The 15,033-nt window shown below is 70.5% G+C and carries 11 protein-coding genes; 4 read left to right on the top strand and 7 right to left on the bottom strand.

The genetic code is table 11. The features are described from left to right. Positions 1–69: 69 nt before the first annotated feature. The 3 genes from I5731_RS08215 to I5731_RS08205 are packed head-to-tail and all read right to left on the bottom strand — an operon-like array spanning position 70 to position 6,955. Positions 70–1,077 (bottom strand): transglutaminase family protein, encoded by a 1,008-nt coding sequence (locus tag I5731_RS08215; RefSeq protein ID WP_197310876.1) that lies wholly within the window; start codon positions 1,075–1,077, stop codon positions 70–72. Next, positions 1,074–3,602, bottom strand: coding sequence for a circularly permuted type 2 ATP-grasp protein (locus I5731_RS08210; protein WP_197310875.1), 2,529 nt, complete (start codon positions 3,600–3,602; stop codon positions 1,074–1,076). Before I5731_RS08210 ends, I5731_RS08215 begins: the two co-directional genes overlap by 4 nt. Positions 3,603–3,643: 41 nt before the next feature. After that, positions 3,644–6,955, bottom strand: a complete 3,312-nt coding sequence (locus tag I5731_RS08205; protein WP_197310874.1) for a transglutaminase family protein — start codon at positions 6,953–6,955, stop codon at positions 3,644–3,646. A gap of 592 nt (positions 6,956–7,547) precedes the next feature. Between I5731_RS08205 and I5731_RS08200 the strand changes: the two genes are divergently transcribed. Then, positions 7,548–8,360, top strand: a complete 813-nt coding sequence (locus tag I5731_RS08200; protein WP_197310873.1) for an exodeoxyribonuclease III — start codon at positions 7,548–7,550, stop codon at positions 8,358–8,360. A 31-nt stretch (positions 8,361–8,391) separates the two neighbouring features. Here the strand turns inward: I5731_RS08200 and I5731_RS08195 are convergent, their stop codons facing one another. Together I5731_RS08195 and I5731_RS08190 are read right to left on the bottom strand one after the other, a co-directional pair. Then, positions 8,392–8,859, bottom strand: a complete 468-nt coding sequence (locus I5731_RS08195) for a cyclic nucleotide-binding domain-containing protein (protein WP_197310872.1) — start codon at positions 8,857–8,859, stop codon at positions 8,392–8,394. Positions 8,860–9,060: 201 nt separating this feature from the next. Then, on the bottom strand, positions 9,061–9,744 hold the full coding sequence (locus I5731_RS08190) for a response regulator transcription factor (RefSeq protein WP_197310871.1): 684 nt from the start codon (positions 9,742–9,744) through the stop codon (positions 9,061–9,063). A 123-nt stretch (positions 9,745–9,867) separates the two neighbouring features. Between I5731_RS08190 and I5731_RS08185 the strand changes: the two genes are divergently transcribed. Beyond that, complete coding sequence (locus I5731_RS08185; RefSeq protein WP_197311168.1) at positions 9,868–10,467, top strand: L,D-transpeptidase family protein; 600 nt, start codon at positions 9,868–9,870, stop codon at positions 10,465–10,467. Positions 10,468–10,470: 3 nt separating this feature from the next. On the opposite strand, the gene I5731_RS08180 is transcribed toward I5731_RS08185, so the two are convergent. After that, positions 10,471–10,800, bottom strand: coding sequence for an antibiotic biosynthesis monooxygenase family protein (locus I5731_RS08180; RefSeq protein WP_197310870.1), 330 nt, complete (start codon positions 10,798–10,800; stop codon positions 10,471–10,473). 39 nt (positions 10,801–10,839) lie between these two features. Further along, positions 10,840–11,505 (bottom strand): YggS family pyridoxal phosphate-dependent enzyme, encoded by a 666-nt coding sequence (locus tag I5731_RS08175; protein WP_407941837.1) that lies wholly within the window; start codon positions 11,503–11,505, stop codon positions 10,840–10,842. 330 nt (positions 11,506–11,835) lie between these two features. Here I5731_RS08175 and leuS point away from each other — a divergent pair, with 330 nt between their 5' ends. After that, positions 11,836–14,454 (top strand): leucine--tRNA ligase, encoded by a 2,619-nt coding sequence (leuS, locus tag I5731_RS08170; RefSeq protein ID WP_197310868.1) that lies wholly within the window; start codon positions 11,836–11,838, stop codon positions 14,452–14,454. Next, complete coding sequence (lptE, locus tag I5731_RS08165; protein ID WP_197310867.1) at positions 14,441–15,028, top strand: LPS assembly lipoprotein LptE; 588 nt, start codon at positions 14,441–14,443, stop codon at positions 15,026–15,028. Before leuS ends, lptE begins: the two co-directional genes overlap by 14 nt. Positions 15,029–15,033: the final 5 nt, after the last annotated feature.

Genomic DNA, 15,033 nt, shown 5'->3' with positions numbered 1-15,033 from the left:
GAAAGGCCGCGTCCCCTCATCCGGCGCTTGCGCGCCACCTTCTCCCGCAAGGGGAGAAGGCAAAAACGACTAGGCCGCCGGGGTCTTCGTCACCGTCTCGACTTCCGCCGTCCGCTCCTCCACCGGCGCGTCGGGATCGCGCGGCTCCGCGGCCCCCGCCTCCGGCGCGGCAACCCGCGGGGCCGCCGGCTTGGCGTCGGGTGAGAACGGGATCACATCGACCCCGACGTCGAGCGTCTGCCCGCCCGACACCACGATCACGCCGTCGATCGGCGAGACATCGCTGTAGTCGCGCCCGACCGCCACGACGATGTGATCCTCGCCGGCCGGGATGTCGTTGGTGGGGTCGAGGCCGATCCAGCCGAGTTCCTCGCCGCACCAGACCTGCGCCCAGGCGTGCGTCGCATCCGCGCCCTCGAGCCGCGGCCGCCCCTCGGGCGGAATCGTGCGCAGAAACCCGCTGACATAGGCGACGGGGAGGCCGATGCCGCGCATGCCGGCGATCATCACGTGAGCAAAGTCCTGGCAGACGCCCTTCTTCTTGGCGAAGGCCTCGGCCGGCCGGGTCTGCGCGTCGGTGGCGCCGGGTGAATACTTGAAGTCGCGGTGAATGCGCGTCATCAGGTCGATCGCCCCTTCGAGCACCGGCCGGCCGGGCGGAAAGCTCTCCGCCGCATAGGCCGTGGTTGCCGCGTCGAGCGGCGCGGCGGGGCTCGCGAACACGAAATGCACCGGCGAATCCGGTCCGAGGTCGTCGCTGCCGCTGGCGAGATCGCGCACCTCGGTCCACTCCGGCGTCAGGCCGGCGAGGAACGGCTCGGGCGCGTTCACCTCGACCCGGGCGCGCAGCTCGATGCGCAGCTTGTCGTGCGGCGCGGCGATCGCGACCGAGGCGGTGCGGTTGCCGAAGAAATCCAGCGTGTCGTCGTATTCGCCGGGCGGCGGCTCGATGTCGAGGTCGCACAGGATGACGCGCTGGTTGGCCCGGTCGACCGGCACCATGCGCATGATGTGGCGCGAGAACGGGACCGGCGAGGCGTAGCGGTAGGTGCTGACCTGGCGGATGTCGTAGATCATGCGATGTCGTCCGTCTGCGCCGCAAAGCTCGGCTCGGCCCGCGGGGCCGCGCGGTGGCTGAAGAAGCGCACCATCACGGCGTCGGAGAGATCGTAGAGCTGCGCCTCGACGTCCGCGAGCATGTCGAGCTCGACGTCCTCGGCGCGGGTGGTGAGCAGGTCGGCGAGGATGCGCCGCGCTGCGCGCACCGGCTCCGACGGCCGTCCGTCGACATGCGCCGCCGGCAGCGTCTCGAGATCGGCGACGAGCCGCGCGACCTGGAACGCCACCGAGCGCGGGTTGCTGTCGTCGAAGGTGAGCAGGTCGATCACCGGCGTGCGCGAGGTCGTCATCACATAGCGCGAGCGGTAGGTGATCTGGCTGTCGCCGAGCTCGAGCATCACGTCGAGCGCGCTCTGGCTGAGCGGCTCGACCGCGAAACGCTGCACGAAGCGCAGCGTCGCCGCGGCGCGCTCGATGCGGCGGCCGAGCTCGAGGAAGCGCCAGCCGATCAGCCGGTTCATGTTCTCCGCCGCGAGCCCGGAGAAGGCGTTGATCAGCCGCAGCGCGCGGCGCACCTCGTCGAAGGCGTCGCTGGCGGTCAGCCGGCGGCCCTCGATGGTCTCGAACTGCTGCGCGAGGTCGGTGACGCACTGGAAGGCGTCGGGGGCGAGGCGGTCGCGGATCACCGCCGCCGCATAGCGCGCCGAGCGGGTCAGCCGCGGCAGCGCGCCATACGCCTTCTGGTCGGAGATCGCCTGGATCGCGAGTCGGACGTTGGAGCCCTTGCGCTCGCTCACCGTCAGCGCCCCGGCCTGGGCCAGCATCTGCACGAGGCCCTGGGCGACCGCGCCGTCGCCGCTCTGCTCGACGGCGCGCGACAGCAGCGACCGCACCACCCGGAGCGCGGTCTCGCTGCGCTCGAGATAGCGCCCGAGCCAGAACAGGTTGTCCGCGGCGCGGCTCGGCAGCGTGCCGATGGTGCGGCGGATCTTGACCGTGTCGCTCTTCGGCAGCAGCGAGGTTTCCGCCACCGGTCCGCTACCGAGCACCCAGACATCGGCCGCCTTCGCCCGGCTCTGCAGCGAGACGGCGCGGGCGTCGAGATCGTCGGAGACGCGGCAGAAGCCGCCCGGCATCACGGTCCAGTCGTCCTCGCCGGTCGCGACCACGAACAGGCGCAGGATGAACGGGCGCGGCTGCAGCCGGCCGTTGATCCAGACCGGCATGGTCGAGAGTTTGACCGCCTCCTGGCCGACGATGTCGACGCCGCGCCGACGGATCCGCTCGGCGAGCGCCGTGCGCTCGTCCGGGGTCAGCGAGCTGCCGAGCACGACGCTGCGGTCCGGCATGCCGGGCATCCGCGCCTCGAAGGCGGGGGCGAACACCAGCTTCTCGAGGTTGTCGAGCACGATCCGCTGCTCGCGCGCCTGGCCGCACCACCAGGTGGCGATGTTCGGCAACAGGAGGTCGGTGCCGAGGATGTGGCGGGCGAGCGCCGGCATGAAGCCCATCAGCGCCCGCGATTCGACGACGCCCGAGCCGAGGCCGTTGGCGACGACGACATTGCCCTCGCGCACCGCCTGCACGAGGCCGGGCACGCCGAGCCGCGAGGCGCCGCGCAGCTCCAGCGGATCGGCGAAATCGGAATCGAGCCGCCGCCACAACACGTCGACCCGGCGCAGGCCCGACACCGTGCGCACGTAGACCGCGCCGTCGCGCACCGTCAGGTCCTCGCCCTCGACGAGCAGGAAGCCGAGGTAGCGCGCGAGGTAGGCGTGCTCGAAATAAGTCTCGTTGAGCGGGCCGGGGCTGAGCAGCGACACCCGCGCCTCGGCGCGGGAGTTGAGGTTGGCGAGTTCGTTGCGGAAGGCCTGGAAGAACGAGGCGAGCCGCTCGACGTTCATGGCGCGGTAGACGTTGGGCAGCGCCCGCGACAGCGCGATGCGGTTCTCCAGCGCGTAGCCGGCGCCCGACGGCGCCTGGGTGCGGTCGGAGAGCACCCACCACTTGCCGTTCGGCCCGCGGCCGACGTCGATCGCATAGCTGCGCAGGTGCCGCCCGCCGGGCGGGGCGACGCCGACCAGCGGCCTGAGATACTCCGGGCTGCCGGCGATCACCGCGGCTGGCAGCACCTTTTGCGAGACGAGGTCGCCCGGGCCATAGGCGTCGGCGAGCACCGCCTCGGCGAGGCGGGCGCGCTGGATGACGCCTTTCTCCAGCGCCTTCCACTCCTCGGGATCGATCACGAGCGGTACGTGCGCCAGCGGCCACGAGCGCTCGCCGCCGGCCGGGTCGTCATAGACCCGGTAGAACACGCCGGAATCGCGCAGGTGCCGGTCGGCGGCCTGGAAGCCGTGCGCCAGCACGTCGGGCCCGAGCGTCGCGAACCAGGTCAGCAGCTTCGACCAGTGCCCCCGCACCCGGCCGTCGGCGTCCATCATCTCGTCGTAGACGCCGGGCAGCGGCTGGTAGCCCTGGGTGAGGGCCGCGAGCCGCCGCTCGGTCAGCGCCGATCGCGCCCGTTCCGGTTCGGCCGGTGACATGGCGGATCAGCCCTCCCGTCCGGCGGGGTTCATGACATCCATCACGACATCCATCCCGGGCGACGCAGGTCGAGCGTCGCGGGGAAAGCGCCGTTGCGCTCGAGCGGCGGGATCTGCATCGGCCCCGGCGAATGGCCGATGTCCTGGAAGCGGGCGAGGCGCCGTGCCTCCGCCTCGTAGGCGTTGACCGGGAAGACGTCGTAGTTGCGCCCGCCCGGATGGGCGACATGGTAGACGAAGCCGCCGAGCGAGCGGCTGGACCAGCTGTCGACGAGGTCGAAGGTCAGCGGCGCGTGCGGCGGCAGCGTCGGGTGCATGCCCGACGCCGGCTGCCACGCCTTGAAGCGCACGCCGGCGACGAACTCGCCGGTCTTGCCGGTCGGCGCCAGCGGCACGCGGCGGCCGTTGCAGGCGACGACGTGGCGGGCGGGATTGAAGCCCTCGACGCGCAGCTGCAGTCGCTCGACCGAGGAATCGACGTAGCGCACCGTGCCGCCGATCGCGCCCTGCTCGCCCATCACATGCCACGGCTCCAGCGCCTGGCGCAGCTCCATGTGCACGCCGAAGCGGTCGACCGCGCCGTAGAACGGGAAGCGGAACTCCTTCTGCGCCTCGAACCAGACCGGATCGACCTTGTAGCCGCCCGACCGCTCGAGATCGCCGAGCACGTCGAGGAAGTCGGCCCAGCAGTGATGCGGCAGCATGAAGCGGTCGTGCAGGTCGGTGCCCCAGCGCGTCAGCGGCCCGTCCTGCGGTTCGGCCCAGAACCAGGCGACCAGCGCTCGCACCAGGAGCTGCTGTGCGAGACTCATCCGCGCGTCCGGCGGCATCTCGAACGAGCGGAACTCGACGAGGCCGAGCCGGCCGGTCGGGCCGTCCGGCGAGAACAGCTTGTCGATGCAGATCTCGGAGCGGTGGGTGTTGCCGGTGACGTCGACGAGCAGGTTGCGGAACAGCCGGTCGACCAGCCACGGCGGCGGCGCGAAGCCCTCGCCGGGCTTCGGCACGTTGGCCATCGCGATCTCGAGCTCGTAGATCGAATCGTGCCGCGCCTCGTCGATGCGCGGCGCCTGGCTGGTCGGGCCGATGAACATGCCCGAGAACAGGTAGCTGAGCGAGGGATGCCGCTGCCAGTAGGTGACGAGGCTCTTCAAAAGGTCCGGCCGGCGCAGGAACGGGCTGTCCTCCGGCGTACCGCCGCCGATCACGACATGGTTGCCGCCGCCGGTGCCGGTGTGGCGGCCGTCCACCATGTACTTGTCGGTGCCGAGCCGGCTCAGCCGCGCCTCTTCATAGACCGCGGTGGTGATGTCGACGCACTGGCGCCAGTTCGCCGCCGGATGCACGTTGACCTCGATGACGCCCGGATCGGGCGCGACGCGGATCACCTGGATGCGCGGATCCCACGGCGGGGTGTAGCCCTCGATGTGCACCGGCAGGCCGAGCTCCTCGGCGGTCACCTCGATCGCGGCGAGCAGTTCGAGGTAGTCGTCGGCGCGGCTGGTCGGCGGCATGAACACGCAGAGCCGGCCGTCGCGCGGCTCGACCACCAGCGCGGTGCGCACCGTGGTGCCGCCGCTGATCCACTGCGAAACGCGCGGATCGTCGGCCTGCACCGGGCCGGTGCTGCGCTGGAAGGTCTGGTGCAGGTCGTTCGGATCGGGCAGCGGCGCGCGCGGCGCGAACGGATCCGGGTCGACGATGTAGGGATAGGCCGCCGGCGGCACCCACGGCAGCGAGGCGAGCGGCAGGCGGTAGCCGGCCGGCGAATCGCCCGGCACGAGGAAGATGCGGCCGCGCCGGAGCTGCCACTTCTCGCTGATCCAGCCCCAGCCCGCCTTCGACTGCCAGCGCTGCACCGGCAGCACGTAGCCGGTCGGCTTGCCGAGCCCGCGCTCGAACACCCGAGCGATGCGGGCGCGATCCTCGGGGTTTTCGAGCTTCGAATCGTCGGTGCTGACGTTCTCGGGCAGCTCCTGCTCTTTCAGCAGCCACTGCGCCGGGTCTTCGTAGGCGGGAATCGGGAAGTCGGACGGGATGCCGAGGCGCCCCGCGATGCCCTCGATCAGCGCGCCGGCGTCGGCGGCGGTCGGCGGCGCGACGCCGGTCTCGCGCGCGACCATCGAGAGATCGCGCCAGATCGGCTTGCCGTCGGTGCGCCAGTAGAGCGAGAAGGTCCAGCGCGGCAGGCTTTCGCCCGGATACCACTTGCCCTGGCCGTAGTGCAGGAAGCCGCCGGGCGCAAAGCGCTCCGCGAGGCGGCGGATCAGCTCGTCGGCGCGGGCGCGCTTCGAGGGACCAACGGCCTCGGAGTTCCATTCCGCCGACTGGTAGTCGTCGATCGAGACGAAGGTCGGCTCGCCGCCCATGGTGAGGCGGACGTCGCGGGCGACGAGGTCGGCGTCGACCTTGTCGCCGAGCTCGAGCAGCCCCTGCCAGGCGTCGTCGGAGAACGGCAGCGTCACCCGCGGCTTCTCGGCGATGCGGTCGACGGTCATCGCGAAGTCGAATTCGACCTCGGCGGGCTCGGCAAAGCCGGTGATCGGCGCGGCCGAGCGGTAGTGCGGCGTCGCGCACAGCGGAATGTGCCCCTCGCCGCAGAACAGGCCGGACGTCGGGTCCATGCCGACCCAGCCGGCGCCGGGGATGAACACCTCGGTCCAGGCGTGCAGGTCGGTGAAGTCGACGGCGGTGCCGACCGGGCCGTCGAGCGCCTTCACGTCGGGGGTGAGCTGAATAAGGTAACCCGAGACGAACCGCGCCGCGAGTCCCAGATGGCGCATCATCTGCACCAGCAGCCAGGCCGAGTCGCGGCAGGAGCCGGCGGCGCGCGTCAGCGTCACGTCGGGCGTCTGCACGCCCGGCTCCATGCGGATCTCGTAGGTGATGTCGTTCTGCAGCCGCTGGTTCAGCGCAACGAGGAAATCGATCGTCGGCAGCGACTCGCGGCTGACGCCCGCGAGGTACTCCTTGAACAGCTCGCCCTCGGCCTCGCGGACGAGGTAGGGCGCGAGCTCGATGCCGAGTTCGGGCGTATAGGCGAACGGGAAGCGCTCGGCGTAGTCCTCGATGAAGAAGTCGAACGGGTTCACCACCGCCATTTCGGCGAGGAGATCGACCGTGACGCTGAACTCGGTGGTGCGCTCGGGAAAGACGAAGCGGGCGAGCCAGTTGCCGTGCGGGTCCTGCTGCCAGTTCACGAAGTGATTCGCCGGCGTCACCTTCAGCGAATAGCTCGGCACCTTGGTGCGGCTGTGCGGGGCGGGCCTGAGACGCACGACCTGCGGCGACAGCGCCACCGGCCGATCGTACGTATAGCTGGTCTTGTGATGCAGGCTGGTCAGGATCGCCATGCGCGCGGGAACCTCTCGCACTGTCGGGCAGGAAAAAGGCGGCCGGGGAGGGCTGGAGACGTCGCCGGAGGGACGACCCGGACGGCAAGCCCCCGCCGTCGGCGCCATTAGACGCTAAAGCCCGGCGCCGGAAAAGCCTTTCGTCTGGGCATGTCGCGTTTCGCAGCAGGCGTGGTCCGGTTTCACGCCCGGCGGGCCCCGCCTTAGGAGGGTCTCCCCGGCCCCGGAGAACGCGGCCAAAAACTCACGCAACCCTCACAAAAATGTCAGTCCCGGACCGGCTTGTCCCCGCCGCCCGGCACCCCAAATCATGGGAACAGCGGCGTCGCAGGATTTATCGGCAGTGCCCCCCCGTCCAGCCGAATGCGCGCCGCCCACGTCGGAGTCCCTCCCGGCGTAGCGCTGAAAAGCGCGAGCGCCCAGTCTTCCCCGAGGCTGGGCGCTCTTTCTTTTCAAGGGGGTCGTCGCACGGGGGTCATCGCGACCCGTGGTCTCCAGACGATCCGCAAAACCGCTCTCCGCCGTTTCCTTGCAGGCGCCGCCGGTCTACAGACACAAGACCCGCCGCGCTCCTAAGGACTCTGCCCGCAAGATGCCGTCTCCGCTGTCGATCGCCACCTGGAACATCAACTCGGTGCGGCTCCGCCGCGGGCTCGTCGAGCAGCTCGTCGACCGCTACGACCCCGACATCATCTGCCTGCAGGAAACCAAGTGCCAGGACGGGCACTTTCCCTCGTCGGATTTCCGCAAGCGCGGCTATGCCCATATCGCGGTCAACGGCGGCAAGGGCGGCTATCACGGCGTCGGCGTGCTGTCGCGGTTGCCGTTGCTCGAGGTCGAGCGGCACGATTTCTGCGGCAAGGGCGACCCACGCCACATCGCCGTCACCGTCGGCACGGCCTCCGGCCCGGTGCGCATCCACAATTTCTATGTCCCGGCCGGTGGCGACGAGCCCGACCCGGAGATCAACCCGAAGTTCGCCCACAAGCTGTCGTTTCTCGATGAGATGACCGCGTGGCTGCCGACGGCCTCCGCCGGGGTGCCCGACATCGTCGTCGGCGACCTCAACGTCGCGCCATACGAGACCGACGTCTGGTCGCACAAGGCGCTGCTCAAGGTGGTCAGTCACACGCCGGTCGAGTGCGACGCGCTCGAGGCGCTGCGGCTTGCCGGCGGCTGGGTCGACGTCGCCCGCCGCTTCGTGCCGATCGAGGAGATGCTGTTCACCTGGTGGAGCTACCGTGCGAAGGACTGGCGCGCCGCCAACCGCGGTCGCCGCCTCGACCACGTCTGGGCGCATCCGACCCTGGCCGCCCGCGCCGTGGACTTCAGCGTGCTGAAGGACGCGCGCGACTGGTCGCGCCCCTCCGACCACGTGCCGGTGATCGCCCGCTTTCAGGTCTGAGCCGGCCCACCGACGGGACCACCCGTGCCGGTCAGTCGTCGATCGCGTCGAGCCGGTCGCCGACGCTCGCCAGCGCGTCGGAGAGCCCCTGCAACCTTGCCGAGAAGTGGACGATCAGCCGCTCGGCGACGTCGGGGTACTCCTCGAGGATGCGGCGGAACAGCGTGCGGCGGATCTGGATGATCTCGGTGTCGCCGACCGCATGGGCGTCGGCCACCCGCTCGGCATCCACCACCAGCGCCCGCTCGTCGATCAGCGTGCCGCGCCCGCAGCGCGCGACGAGGCGCTCGCTGCCGTCGAACTCGGTGACGGTCAGCGCGACCGCCCCCGACGCCACCACATAGGCCGCCTCCGCCCGCTCGCCGCGCGAAAACAGCCGCGCCCCGTCGTCGAGCCGCCGGTTATCGGCGGAAAACGCGATCAACCGCAGGCGGTCCTCGCCGAATTCGGCGAGCAAGGGCACCTCCGCCAGCAGCTTCACGTCCGATTCGAGGCTCATGCTGTACTTTTTGTCCTGCCGTCGACCCCCGGCACGCCGCGCCGAACACGGGCCGAGCCGACCTGGCCACCCTAAAACGAAGCCGGCCCGCGCGCCATGCACGGGCCGGCTTTGTCACAGGACTGCCAAATAAACGGTCGCCGAACAAGGGCGCGGCCGCGCGGCGCTGGGGACGGGCGCCATCGCGTTCCCCGCTCCAGGCTAGGGAACCAGCTTGTAGCCACCGCCTTCGGTGACGAGAAGCTGCGCGTTGGAGGGGTCGCGCTCGATCTTCTGCCGCAGCCGATAGATGTGGGTTTCCAGTGTGTGGGTGGTGATGCCGGCGTTGTAGCCCCACACCTCGTGCAGCAGCACCTCGCGCGTCACGACCTTTTCGCCGGCGCGGAAGAGGTATTTCAGGATCGAGGTCTCCTTCTCGGTGAGGCGGACCTTCGAGCCCTTGGCGTCGAGCAGCAGCTTGGCGCTCGGCCGGAACGTGTAGGGGCCGATGGTGAACACGGCCTCTTCCGACTGCTCGTGCTGGCGGAGCTGCGCCCGAAGCCGGGCGAGCAGCACGGCGAACTTGAAGGGCTTCGCCACATAGTCGTTGGCGCCGGCCTCGAGGCCGAGGATCGTGTCGGAATCCGAATCATGGCCGGTGAGCATGATGACCGGGCTGGCGAAGCCACCCTTGCGCAGCAGCTTGACCGCCTCGCGCCCGTCCATGTCGGGCAGGCCGACGTCCATCAGCACGAGGTCGATGTGGCCGCCGCGGGCGGTCTGGATCGCCTTGGCGGCGTTTTCGGCTTCGACCGGCTCGAACTCCTCGTAGAGCGACAGCTGCTCGACGAGCGCCTCGCGCAGGTCGGAGTCGTCGTCGACGATCAGGATCTTGCGCGCTGTCATGGATGATGTACCGGGAATCCGAAGGGGCAGGAACGAGCGGGGTCACGCCCTCGACGAGCGTAACACACGTTATATGGTGCACCTCACCATCCTTTGAACAGGGAGGCAAGGCGAAGGGCGATGATGAAATTGCGAGCGACGACCGCAAACCGCTCGCGCATCCGTGATCGCGACCGCCCGGCCACCCCCCGATCGGGCACCGGCACCGGTGCTGGCGACCTTCGCCTCGTCCTCAGGCGATCGTCGGCGACGCGCGGCCGGCTCGTCGGGGCCGGACTCGACCTTCCCTGCGCCATCGGCCGAAGCGGCCTCACCTCGGCCAAGCGCGAGGGCGACGGAGCGACGCCGCGCGGCCGGCTCGCGATCCTCGGCGGCGTCTATCGCGCCGATCGGCTGCGCCGCCCACGCTGCGCGCTCGAGCTTCGGCCGCTCCGCCGCGACGACGGCTGGTGCGACGCGCCCGGCGACGCCAACTACAATCGCCCCGTCCGCCTGCCCTACCGGCCGAGCCACGAGGCGATGTGGCGCGACGACGGTCTCTATGACGTCGTGCTGGTGCTCGGCTGGAACATCCGGCCGCGCGCGCAAGGCCGCGGCAGCGCGATCTTCTTCCACCTCGCCCGCCCCGACCATGCCCCGACCGCCGGCTGCATCGCGCTGACGAAACCCGACATGCTGCGCCTGCTGCCGCGGCTGCGGCCGGGCGCCGCGATCATCGTCTGAGCGTCAGAAATCGGCCGGGGCGTCGTCACGATCGGTGAGGCCATAGTCGCGCACCACGGCGGCGACGCGCAGCCGGTAGTCGGCGAACACCCCGGTCCGGCCTTTCGACTGGGCCCGGCGATGCGCGGCGCGGCGGCGCCATTCGGTGACGGCCGCCTCGTCGCGCCAAACCGACAGCGACAGCATCTTGCCCGGGTCGGTGAGACTCTGGAACCGCTCGACGGAGATGAAGCCGTCGATGGTGGCGAGCTCGTCGCGCAGCCCGGCGGCGAGATCGAGATATTCCTCGCGCCGCCCCTCGGCCGGGCGCACCTCGAAGATGACCGCGATCATGCTCGTCTCTCCCTGTTGGCACCGAAAGCTCGGATTGCGTCAGGCCGGATAGTCGCGATGCCCGAAGATCGCGTTGCCCACCCGCACATGCGTCGCGCCCTGGCTGACGGCGATCTCGAAGTCCCCCGACATGCCCATCGAGCGCCACGGCACGCCGGCCTCCCGGGCGAGTTCGTCGAGCAGCGCGAAATGCGGCGCCGGATCCTCGTCCGCGGGCGGGATACACATCAGGCCGGCGATCTCGAGCCCGTGCTCCGCGCGGCAGCGCGCGACGAAAGCGACCGCTTCGCGCGGCGGGATGCCCGCCTTCTGCGGCTCCTCCCCGGTGTTGACCTGCACCAGCAGGCGGGGGCGACGGCCCTGCTTCTCGATTTCCGCGCCGAGCGCCGCGGCGATCTTCTCGCGGTCCACCGTCTCGATCACGTCGAAGAGCGCCACCGCCTCCTTCGCCTTGTTCGACTGCAGCGGACCGATCAGGTGCAGCTCGATATCCGGAAACTCCTCCTTCAGCGCCGGCCACTTCGCCATCGCCTCCTGCACCCGGTTCTCGCCGAACACGCGCTGCCCGGCTTCCAGCGCCGGGCGGATCTCGTCGGCGCCGAAGGTCTTCGATACGGCGACCAGCGTCACGCCCGCGGCGTCGCGGCCGGCGGTGCGGGCGGCGCGGTCGATGCGCGCGCGGATCGCGGCGAGATTGTCGGCGATGGCGGTGCTCACGCGGGTTCACTCCGGTCTGTCTTGGGCAGCTCTGGGGGCAGCTCTGGGCCGGCTCCGGCCACGTCCGACCCGGCCGCAACGCCGACCTGCCGGCCCGCCTTCGTGGTGTCCCTGCCACATCGGCGCTGTCAAGCCCCCGCAGCCGTGCATCCTGTTGACCCCACCCGGCATTTCTGGTGAAGGTCGGGACCGACCGGGCGACCCGAGCCGATGCGATCCGCCCGCGATCCGTCTGGCCCGACGTCGCTCCCGACACGATATGTGCAAGGCCCGGCGCCGCCCGGGGCCGTTTCAAAGAACAGGCTCATCCGAAGCATCATGGCACCTGAGCGATACAACGCACGCGCCGCCGAAATCCGTTGGCAGCAGGCCTGGGACGCAGCCGGCGTCTTCCGCACCCCGAACGACGATCCGCGCCCGCGCTACTACGTGCTCGAGATGTTCCCCTATCCGTCGGGGCGCATCCACATGGGCCATGTGCGCAACTACGCCATGGGCGACGTCGTCGCGCGCTACAAGCGCGCCCGCGGCTTCAATGTGCTGCACCCGATGGGCTGGGACGCCTTCGGCATGCCGGCCGAGAACGCGGCGATGCAGAACAAGGTCCACCCGAAGGAATGGACCTACGCCAACATCGCGGCGATGCGCGAGCAGCTGAAGTCGATGGGCCTGTCGCTCGACTGGTCGCGCGAGTTCGCCACCTGCGACGTCGCCTACTACCACCGCCAGCAGCGCCTGTTCCTCGATTTCCTCGAGGCCGGCCTCGTCACGCGCAAGCAGTCGAAGGTCAACTGGGACCCGGTCGACATGACCGTGCTCGCCAACGAGCAGGTGATCGACGGCCGCGGCTGGCGCTCGGGCGCCCTCGTCGAGCAGCGCGAACTGACGCAGTGGTTCTTCAAGATCTCGGATTTCTCGGAAGAGCTGCTCGCCGCCCTCGACGGGCTCGACCGCTGGCCCGAGAAGGTGCGCACCATGCAGCGCAACTGGATCGGCCGCTCGGAAGGCCTGCGCGTGCGCTTTGCGCTCGACGGCACGGTGCCGGAGGGCTTCGGCGACGTCGAGGTGTTCACCACCCGGCCCGACACCCTGTTCGGCATGAGCTTCGTCGCGCTGTCGCCCGACCATCCGCTGAGCCGGGCGCTCGCCGAGACCTCGCCCGAAGTCTCCGCCTTCATCGCCGACGCCAAGCGCATCGGCACCTCGGCCGCGGCGCTGGAAACCGCCGAGAAGAAGGGCTGGAACACCGGCCTCGTGGTGCGCCATCCGTTCCTCGACGCCGTGTTCCCGGTCTACATCGCCAACTTCGTGCTGATGGACTACGGCACCGGCGCGATCTTCGGCTGCCCGGCGCACGACCAGCGCGACCTCGACTTCGCCCGCAAGTACGGCCTGACGGTGACACCCGTCGTGCTGCCGCCCGGCGCCACACCCGAGGACGTCGAGATCGGTGACGTCGCCCACACCGGCGAAGGCCGCCTGTTCAATTCGAGCTTCCTCGACGGCCTCGCCGTGCCGGACGCGAAGGAGGCGGTCGCCGTGCGGCTCGAGGCGGCGCACATCGGCAATGCGCCGGTCGCCGTCCGCCAGGTCAATTACCGCCTGCGCGACTGGGGTATCTCGCGGCAGCGTTACTGGGGTTGCCCGATCCCGGTGATCTACTGCGACGACTGCGGCATCGTGCCGGTGCCGGCGGCGGATCTGCCCGTGGCGCTGCCCGACGACGTCACCTTCGACCGCCCCGGCAACCCGCTCGACCGCCACCCGATCTGGCGCGACGTCCCCTGCCCGACCTGCGGCAAGCCGGCGCGGCGCGAGACGGACACCATGGACACCTTCGTCGACTCGTCCTGGTACTTCGCCCGCTTCACCGCGCCGGACGCCGACCTGCCGACGATCCCGGCCGTCGCCGACGCCTGGCTGCCGGTCGACCAGTATATCGGCGGCATCGAGCACGCGATCCTGCACCTGCTCTATTCGCGCTTCTTCACCCGCGCGATGAAGGCGACCGGCCACCTCGGCATCGACGAGCCGTTCCGCGGCCTGTTCACCCAGGGCATGGTCGTGCACGAGACCTACCGCGCCGCCGACGGCGGCTGGGTCGCGCCGTCCGAGATCCGCATCGAGGGCGAAGGCTCCGCCCGCCGCGCCACGCTGCTCTCGACCGGCGCCGAGGTGCAGATCGGCGCCATCGAGAAGATGTCGAAGTCGAAGCGCAACACCGTCGACCCGACCGAGATCATCGACGGCTTCGGCGCCGACACCGCCCGCTGGTTCATGCTGTCGGATTCGCCGCCCGAGCGCGACGTCGAGTGGACCGACCAAGGCGCGCAGGGCGCCGCCCGCTTCCTGCAGCGCGTCTGGCGTCTCGTCGCGGAGGCCGCCGAGATCATCCCGCCGCCGGGGACACCCGTCGAAACCGTCCCCGCGACCGCCACGCTGCGCAAGGCGGCGCACAAGGCGCTCGCCGGCGTCGAGGAGGCGATCGAGGGGCTGCGCTTCAACGTGGCGCTCGCCAGGATCTACGAACTCGTTAACGTGCTCGGCACGACGCTCGCCAATGACCGTGCCGCGTTCGCCGCCGACCCCGCCGCCGGCGCGGCGCTGCGCGAGACCGCGGAGATCCTCGCCGCCCTCGTCGCCCCGATGGCGCCGCACCTCGCCGAAGAGTGCTGGGCCGCCCTCGGCCATGAGACGCTGATCGCGATGGCGCCGTGGCCGGTGCTCGACCGCACCCTGCTCGTCGAGGACACCGTCACGCTGCCGGTGCAGATCAACGGCAAGAAGCGCGGCGAGGTCACCGTGCCGCGCACCGCGAGCAATGCCGAGGTCGAGGCGACGGCGCTCGCCGACGAGGCCGTGGTGCGCGCGCTCGAAGGCCGCACGCCGAAGAAGGTGATCGTGGTGCCGCAGAGGATCGTCAATGTCGTCGTCTGACCACAACATCCGCCGCATCCGTCCCACCGCGCCGCGCCTCGCGCTCGCCGCGCTCGCCGCGCTCGCCGCCGCGCTCGCCGTGACCGGCCTTTCCGGCTGCCAGGTGCGGCCGCTCTACGCCACGGCCGGTCCCGGCACGGTGGCGGTGACCGACGCGATGCGCGCCGTCCGCGTCGAGGCGATTCCCGTCGGCGAGAGCGACAACGACCGCGACCGCATCCGCCAGCAGTTGCACGAGGAACTGGTCTCGGCGCTGCAGGGCGGCGCCGGCGCCCTACCCGCCACCACGGTGCTGCGCTTCATCCTGACCTCGCAGAAGGCCGAACTCGGCCTGGAAGAGTTCCGCGACGTGCCGGTCGCCAACCTCGTCTCGATCACGGTGAGCTTCACCCTGAGCGACGCCGAGACCGGTCGCACGCTGCTGACCGGCACCGGCTACGGCAACGCCTCCTTCGACTTCTCCTCGCAGCGCTTCGCCAACATCCGGGCACAGCGCGACGCCGAGAACCGGGCGGCCGCGCTGGTCGCCACCGATATCCGCACCCGCGTCGCCGCGGCCCTCGCGACGCGCTGAACCCG

The sequence above is a fragment of the Methylobrevis albus genome (assembly GCF_015904235.1).
Taxonomy (GTDB): domain Bacteria; phylum Pseudomonadota; class Alphaproteobacteria; order Rhizobiales; family Pleomorphomonadaceae; genus Methylobrevis_A; species Methylobrevis_A albus.
The sequence above is the reverse complement of the archived record's forward strand: the minus strand, read 5'-3'. Positions and strand labels throughout refer to the sequence as shown.